The 3,567-nt window shown below is 64.9% G+C and carries 5 protein-coding genes; all 5 read left to right on the top strand.

The window, feature by feature from the left end; all coding sequences use genetic code 11:
* On the top strand, positions 1-569 hold a 569-nt coding region (locus I6U14_RS09565), incomplete at its 5' end, for a DUF4158 domain-containing protein (protein WP_296898799.1).
* Between the two features lie 90 nt (positions 570-659).
* A complete protein-coding gene (locus I6U14_RS09560) occupies positions 660-959 on the top strand; it encodes a hypothetical protein (protein ID WP_296898797.1) in 300 nt (99 codons plus the stop codon).
* A 91-nt stretch (positions 960-1,050) separates the two neighbouring features.
* Entirely contained in the window at positions 1,051-1,464 is a 414-nt protein-coding gene (locus I6U14_RS09555; RefSeq protein ID WP_296898795.1) for a hypothetical protein, read from the top strand.
* A 61-nt stretch (positions 1,465-1,525) separates the two neighbouring features.
* Positions 1,526-1,903, top strand: coding sequence for a Tn3 family transposase (locus I6U14_RS09550; protein WP_296898794.1), 378 nt, complete (start codon positions 1,526-1,528; stop codon positions 1,901-1,903).
* A 67-nt stretch (positions 1,904-1,970) separates the two neighbouring features.
* The gene (locus tag I6U14_RS09545; RefSeq protein WP_296898793.1) at positions 1,971-3,374 is read left to right on the top strand and encodes a dihydrolipoyl dehydrogenase; all 1,404 of its coding nucleotides are present in this window, start codon (positions 1,971-1,973) and stop codon (positions 3,372-3,374) included.
* The last annotated feature ends 193 nt before the right edge of the window (positions 3,375-3,567 follow it).

The raw sequence follows: 3,567 nt of genomic DNA, 5'->3' as shown, positions 1-3,567 counted from the left end.
GATCACCACCGATGGCCTCGATCGAGCGCACCGCCTATCCGCGCTTTCCCCGCCAGCTCAGCGACCAGGAACTCGACGTCCGCCTCGGCCCGACCATTGAGGAAACCGAGCTGACACTTTCGGAAAGTCAGGGCGATGAGGCGCGGCTGACGTTTCTCGTTATGCTCAAGTCCCGGCAACAGCTCGGCTACTTCCCGTTACTGGACGAGGTGCCGGAGCAAGTCATCGTGTTCTTGCGCACGGTGTTGAATCTATCTGCTTCCACGGGCCTGATCGACGGCCGGGCAAAATCGCATACGCTCTCCCGGTCCCGAAATGCCTTACGCGCCCATCTGAGCGTGCGTCGTTACGGCGACGGAGGTGAAGCCGTCATCGACCCCGTGATTCGCGCGGCGACCTTGACGATGAGCGATCCGGCAGACCTGATCAACCTCGCGATCGAGACCTTGGTCAAGGCCCACGTGGAGCTGCCGGCGTTCAGCGCGCTCGACCGGGTTTTCGGGCACCTGCGCCAGAAGGTTCACGCCGCGCTCTATCACTCGATCACCACAGGCCTCACCCCCGCGTAGTGCGCGATCCTCGACGCGCTGCTCGAGGTGCCGCTGGGGGAGAGCGTCTCACCCCTGGCGAGGCACAAGGAGTCGCCGGGTCCGGCGACTTTGCAGCACATCCGCCAGTGGACCATGCGCCCGGCGGAGCTGGACGCCGTCATCGATCCCAAATCCTTCCTCGGGGGCGTCGCCCACACCAAGATCCGGCAGTTCGCCGCCGAGGCCGAGCGAATGCAGAGCGGCGACCTGCGCGATCTGACCCAGCCCGGCAAGCGCCATACATTGCTCGTGTGCTTCCTGTTCCAAGCCCAGGCCGAAACACACGATGAACTGGTGGAGATGTTCCTGCGCCGGATGCGCAAGACCCGCCACGCTGCCAGGGAGCGGCTTCGCGCGCTCCAGGAATGACACCAATCCATAGAGGAATCGCTGATCAGTGTCCTCGGCGAGGTCTTGATTCAAGCCAAGGACGATTGCAGCGATCACGACCTCGGGCGCCGTGTCCGCGCGGTTCTCGACGCCGAGGGAGGCGTCGAGCTGCTCGGGGCCCAGGTTCGAATCGGTCTCTGCCTACCACCAAGGCAACTACCTGCCGCTGCTCTGGCAGTTCCACGCCGATCACCGTTCCGTGCTGTTCAGCGTGCTGGAGCTGATCGGGCTAGCCCCGACCACGCAGGACAGCGCCTTGACCGATGCCTGGCGATATGTCGTGCAACATCGCCGGACCCGCCGCGCCACACTGCCCCGTGAGATCGACCTCCGCTTCTTGTCGCAGCGTTGGGCCGCGTTCGTCGAAACGCGAGATGCCCACGAAAATCCGGTACTGGACCGTCGCGCGCTGGAAGTCTGCATCTTCATCCACGCCGAGGCGCTCCAAGCCGGGGACCTGTGCGTGCCGGGCTCTGGCTCCTGAGCAGACTACCGCGCCCAGCTGCTTCCCTGGGCCGAGTGTGCGGAGCGCCTGCGCGTCTACTGTGCCGAGGTCGAGATCCCCGAATCCGGGCAAGTCCATCGACTGGGTGCTGATCGAGTCCTACAACGACTTCCTCGACTGGATCGGCTTCGGCGGTCCGGTGCTCAAGAGCGACGACCCGGTCGAGCAGGCGAAGCAGGTCAAGTACATGGACCTGGTCGCCAACGTTATCATGCTGCACAACGTCCATGATCTGACCGAGATCCTCGCAGACGTGGACGCCGAAGGCTGGACGTTGAGTCGCAAGCTGCTCGCAGGGCTAAGTCCATATATGCGCGAGCATATTTGCCGCTTCGGGCGTTATCTGCTCGACATGGACGACTTGCCGCCGCCGCTGGCGCTGCGAACGCTCCGAATCCTGGCCACAACGTCGGCCTGAGGCCGAGCTTGCAGAAATTTGCACGTATCCTGATCAAACCCCAGAAACTCGAACAGGAGATCACCAGGTGCAAGAACGCAGCGTCGACGTCGCCGTCATCGGCTCCGGCACCGCCGGCCTCAACGCCATGGCCCAGGTGCGCAAGGCCGGCAAGTCCTTCGTGCTCATCAACGGCGGTGAGCCGGGCACCACCTGCGCACGGGTGGGCTGCATGCCATCCAAGGCGATGATTCAAGTGGCGGAGGATTATCACCGCCGTACCCATCTCGGCAAATACGGCATCGACGGCCATGAGGAAATGACCCTCGATGTCCCGGAGGCCATGGAGCACGTGCAGGATCTGCGCGACACCTTTGTGGACCGGGTGCTGACCAACAGCACAGACGATATGCCGGAGGACCTGTTCATTCAGGACTATGCCCGCTTCATCGAGCCGACGCTGCTGGAGGTGGGCGAGCAGCGCATCCGCGCTGGCAGCGTGGTCATCGCCACCGGCTCCACGCCGCTGGTGCCCACGGCGTGGCGGGATTTCGGCGACAAGATCCTCACCACGGATACGTTGTTCGAGCTTGAAGACCTGCCCGCGTCCGTGGCTGTGATCGGCCTCGGCACCATCGGGCTGGAGCTTGGGCAGAGCCTGCAACGGCTCGGTGTCGAGGTGACGGGCTTCGACCAGCAGGACCACATCGCCGGCCTGCGCGATCCCGCAGTCAACGAGGCCGCCATTGCGCTGCTAGGCAAGGAGCTCCCATTGCATCTGGGTGTCGCCGCCGAGGTCGAAGCAGACGGTGACGGGCTCCGGGTGCGCGCCGGCGAGCATGCCGTCACCGTCGAGCGGGTGCTCTGCAGCATCGGCCGGGTGCCGAACATCGCGCCCCTATCCCTGGAGAACCTGGGCGTACCCCTGGACGAGCGCGGCTTGCCTGCCTTCGACCCCAACACCATGCAGATAGCGGACCTGCCCGTCTTCATCGCCGGCGACGTCAACGGCCAGCGTCAGATCCTGCATGAGGCCGGCGACGAGGGGAAAATCGCCGGCTGGAACGCGGCCCGCGGCGAAATTCGGGCCTTCCGCCGCAAGGTGCCCATGCACATCAATTTCTGCGACCCCAACATCTGCGCCGTAGGCGAGCGCTTCGACACACTGGACCCGGAGGCCACCGCCGTCGGCGAGGTCAAGTTTGCTCCCGTCGGCCGAGCACTCATCATGGGCAAGAACCGTGGCGTCCTGCGCGTCTATGCCGACAAGGCCGACGGGCGCCTTCGGGGCATGGAGATGATCGGCCCCAAGGGCGAGCACCTGGCGCACCTGGTGTGCTGGTGCATCCAGCAGGGCCTCACCGTCGGCGAGCTGCTGCGGATGCCCTTTTACCACCCGGTCATCGAAGAGGCCCTCCAGGCCGCGCTCTACGACGCCTATGGCAAGGTGCAACAGAAGAACGAGGGGCTCACGGAGCTCGCGACCTTGTAGTACACCCACGGCCGCAGAGCGGCGGAGGCTCGCGCCGCCGCTCAACGATGCCGGATCAGGCCTTATCAGAGCAAACGCGCCGGTTGCGTCGCCGCGTCGATACGCGCTCTCGCGGCGCAGAGCGCCGGAAAGAACCAATTAAGGAAGCGCCGATTTATTGGCGCTTCCCGTGCGGGGCAGGACGCCCCGCCAT

The organism is Thiohalocapsa sp., assembly GCF_019695415.1.
Taxonomy (GTDB): Bacteria; Pseudomonadota; Gammaproteobacteria; order Chromatiales; family Chromatiaceae; genus Thiohalocapsa.
This window is presented reverse-complemented; position numbering and strand designations above follow the sequence as displayed.